Source organism: Arthrobacter sp. Br18 (genome assembly GCF_000520555.1).
Classification (GTDB): domain Bacteria; phylum Actinomycetota; class Actinomycetes; order Actinomycetales; family Micrococcaceae; genus Arthrobacter_D.
Genome location: NZ_KI914852.1, coordinates 140,702 through 144,769 on the forward strand (window position 1 = coordinate 140,702; position 4,068 = coordinate 144,769).

At 67.2% G+C, this 4,068-nt stretch carries 2 protein-coding genes and 1 pseudogene; 2 read left to right on the forward strand and 1 reads right to left on the reverse strand.

Translation table 11 applies throughout. The features are described from left to right. Positions 1–44: 44 nt before the first annotated feature. A complete protein-coding gene (locus Y704_RS25155) occupies positions 45–2,840 on the forward strand; it encodes a peptide chain release factor 3 (RefSeq protein WP_253904244.1) in 2,796 nt (931 codons plus the stop codon). 34 nt (positions 2,841–2,874) lie between these two features. Here Y704_RS25155 and Y704_RS23930 read toward each other — a convergent pair. Then, a pseudogene (locus Y704_RS23930) lies at positions 2,875–2,970 on the reverse strand (universal stress protein); the annotation flags it as partial. A gap of 339 nt (positions 2,971–3,309) precedes the next feature. On the opposite strand from Y704_RS23930, the gene Y704_RS0106215 reads away from it, so the two are divergent. Then, positions 3,310–4,068 (forward strand): extracellular solute-binding protein (locus tag Y704_RS0106215; protein WP_051476750.1); only part of this gene is annotated, 759 nt, incomplete at its 3' end.

Consider the following 4,068-nt stretch of genomic DNA (forward strand, 5'->3'; position numbering starts at 1 on the left):
CTCCGCCCATACCACCGGTCCGCGCCGATCAGGGACAATGGAGTGTGCCTGTTCTTACCGAAGCCCCCGTTCTCGACTCCGATGCCATCCGCCGCGAAGCGGGCCGGAGGCGCACCTTCGCTGTCATCTCCCACCCCGACGCCGGTAAATCCACCCTGACGGAGGCCCTCGCCCTCCTGGCCCGCGCCATCCAGGACGCCGGCGTCACGCACGGCAAGTCCAGCCGTCACACGACGGTGTCGGACTGGATGGGCATCGAACAGGAGCGCGGTATCTCCATCAGCTCGGCGGCGCTGCAGCTCACCTACCGCGACACCATCCTCAACGTGGTGGACACCCCAGGCCACGCCGACTTCTCCGAGGACACCTACCGCGTGCTCGCCGCGGTGGATTCCGCGGTCATGCTCATCGATGCCGCCAAGGGCTTCGAACCGCAGACCGTGAAGCTGCTGGCCGTCTGCAAGGCGCGGAACATCCCCATTGTCACGGTCATCAACAAGTGGGACCGCCCGGGCCTCGATGCCCTGGGCCTGATCGACGACGTCGGCGAGCGCACCGGGATGGTGCCGGTTCCCCTGACCTGGCCGGCCGGCATCGCCGGGGACTTCCAGGGGCTGCTGGACGTCCGCGAGGGCAAGGCCGTGCGCCTGGAGGCCATCGGCGGCGGTGCCCAGGCGGCCGAGGAGACGGTGGTGGACATCGACTCCCTTCCTCCCCTCGAGGCCGGGGTCTGGCTCGAGGCCCAGGAGGAGGCCGGGCTCGTGGCGGCGTCGAACGGGAACTTCGACCCGGCCGAGTTCGCAGCGGCCCGCCAGACGCCCGTGCTGTTCGCCGCGGCGGCGAAGAACTTCGGCGTCTCCCAGCTGCTCGACATCCTCGTGGAGCTCGGCCCGGCGCCGTCGCCCCGGCCCTCGATCGACGACGAGCGGCGGCCCGTGGACGCGCCGTTCTCCGGGTTCGTCTTCAAGGTCCAGGCCGGCCAGGACAGCGCGCACCGCGACCACATCGCGTACCTGCGGATCTGCTCGGGCACCTTTGAGCGCGGCATGGTCATCACCAACCAGCGTACCGGCAAGCCGTTCGCCACCAAGTACGCCCACCGGGTGCTGGGCAGGAGCCGCGAGGTGGTGGACACTGCCTGGCCGGGCGACGTGGTGGGGGGAGCCACTCCCGGCGGGCGCCGCCCTCCGCCCATACCACCGGTCCGCGCCGATCAGGGACAATGGAGTGTGCCTGTTCTTACCGAAGCCCCCGTTCTCGACTCCGATGCCATCCGCCGCGAAGCGGGCCGGAGGCGCACCTTCGCTGTCATCTCCCACCCCGACGCCGGTAAATCCACCCTGACGGAGGCCCTCGCCCTCCTGGCCCGCGCCATCCAGGACGCCGGCGTCACGCACGGCAAGTCCAGCCGTCACACGACGGTGTCGGACTGGATGGGCATCGAACAGGAGCGCGGTATCTCCATCAGCTCGGCGGCGCTGCAGCTCACCTACCGCGACACCATCCTCAACGTGGTGGACACCCCAGGCCACGCCGACTTCTCCGAGGACACCTACCGCGTGCTCGCCGCGGTGGATTCCGCGGTCATGCTCATCGATGCCGCCAAGGGCTTCGAACCGCAGACCGTGAAGCTGCTGGCCGTCTGCAAGGCGCGGAACATCCCCATTGTCACGGTCATCAACAAGTGGGACCGCCCGGGCCTCGATGCCCTGGGCCTGATCGACGACGTCGGCGAGCGCACCGGGATGGTGCCGGTTCCCCTGACCTGGCCGGCCGGCATCGCCGGGGACTTCCAGGGGCTGCTGGACGTCCGCGAGGGCAAGGCCGTGCGCCTGGAGGCCATCGGCGGCGGTGCCCAGGCGGCCGAGGAGACGGTGGTGGACATCGACTCCCTTCCTCCCCTCGAGGCCGGGGTCTGGCTCGAGGCCCAGGAGGAGGCCGGGCTCGTGGCGGCGTCGAACGGGAACTTCGACCCGGCCGAGTTCGCAGCGGCCCGCCAGACGCCCGTGCTGTTCGCCGCGGCGGCGAAGAACTTCGGCGTCTCCCAGCTGCTCGACATCCTCGTGGAGCTCGGCCCGGCGCCGTCGCCCCGGCCCTCGATCGACGACGAGCGGCGGCCCGTGGACGCGCCGTTCTCCGGGTTCGTCTTCAAGGTCCAGGCCGGCCAGGACAGCGCGCACCGCGACCACATCGCGTACCTGCGGATCTGCTCGGGCACCTTTGAGCGCGGCATGGTCATCACCAACCAGCGTACCGGCAAGCCGTTCGCCACCAAGTACGCCCACCGGGTGCTGGGCAGGAGCCGCGAGGTGGTGGACACTGCCTGGCCGGGCGACGTGGTGGGGCTCGTCAACGCCACGAGCCTGCGGGTGGGTGACAGCCTGTTTTCCGAGGAGCCCGTGCGGTTCCCGGACATTCCCCGCTTCTCCCCCGAACTCTTTGCCGTGGCCCGGGCCAAGGACCCGGGGCGCTACAAGCAGTTCCGGCGCGGCATCGACCAGCTAGAGCACGAGGGCGTGGTGCAGGTGCTGCGCTCGGACCTCCGGGGAGACCAGGCGCCCGTGCTCGCGGCGGTGGGTGCGCTGCAGTTCGAGGTCGCGGCGCAGCGGCTCGGTACCGAATTCAATGCCCCGACGTCCCTGGACAACTTGTCCTACACACTCGCGATGCGCGTGGCCGCCGGCAGCGAGGGCGTGCCGGAAACCTTCCGCGGCGGAGAGATCCTGCACCGGGCCGACGGCGAGACCATCGCCGTGTTCGGCGACAAGTGGAAAGTGGGCCACTTCAAGAAGGACTTCCCGGACGTAATATTGGAACCGATCGGCGCGGCGGTCGATTAGCCGGAGCCTCCCCGGCCTCATGGTGGTCCGGGGCTCAGCCGACGTCACCGGCGGCCCTGACCGCCAGCACCGGCCGGTCCACCTGAAGCAGGATCCGCTGGGCATGGCTTCCCATGATGAACTTCCCCACCACCATCCTGCCGGCCATCCGCGAGCACTACTCCGTCACGTGGTCCAACTGGCGCTCCGCCGCCGAGAATCCGTCCGACATTCTGAGGGCCACCACCACCTACCGGGTGGAACTCACCAAACAACTGATTCGTCATTCCGGGGCTCGTTCTGGCCACGGCGACTTAATTTCCCGGATATGCTCAACGCGTTAACCTGCAGTTAAGTCCTTCGGGCTTCGCTGTTCACAGGATGGCGACAATCTTGGGTGCTGCCGGATTTCACGGGAACGCATACTCGGTGGTCGTCTTGTGGACAGCAAGACGCAACGCGGCGTCAATACTAGGGAATTGGGTTTATTTTGGGGAAGAACATCAACTTCATCGCGGTTGCTGCCCTGCTACTGACCGCTTGCGGCTCGGGCAGTGAGGAGGAGAGCTCCTCGGCCGGTGCCTCCGGCGATTCAGGAGGAACGCTTGTCGTCTATACCAACTCCAACTCCGAAGGACGCGGCGAATGGCTTGAACAACAAGCCGAAGAAGCCGGTTTTGATATTGAAATAGTTGGGTCCGCAGGCGGCGACGCAACAAATAAGCTCATTGCTGAGAAAAACAACCCGATAGCAGACGTGGTTTACGGGCTGAACAACGTGTACTACGAGCAGCTGAAGACTGAGGAGGTCCTCGAGCCCTACACGCCGTCCTGGTCGGCCGAGGTGGATGAGTCCCTCGCGGATCCGGGTGAGGACAAGGCGTACTGGCCGTTGGTTCAGCAGGCAATCGTCCTCGCATACAACGCTGACGCAGTTACGGCGGACGAAGCTCCCGAAGACTGGACTGACCTGTGGACCCAGGACGAGTACAAGACCCGCTATGAGCGCGTCAGCGGCATGGGCGCAGCCACCACACAGCTGGTGATGGCCGGGATCCTCACCCGCTACCGCGACGACGACGGCGACCTCGGGGTCAGCGATGAGGGCTGGGAGCAGATTGAACAGTACTTCCAGAACGGAGTTCCGGCTGTCACGGACCAGGACCTGTTTGCCCGCTTCGCCAGCGGCGAGGTGGACTTCGGCCAGATGCCGTCCTCGTCCATTCCCGGCCGCGAGGAAACGTACGGC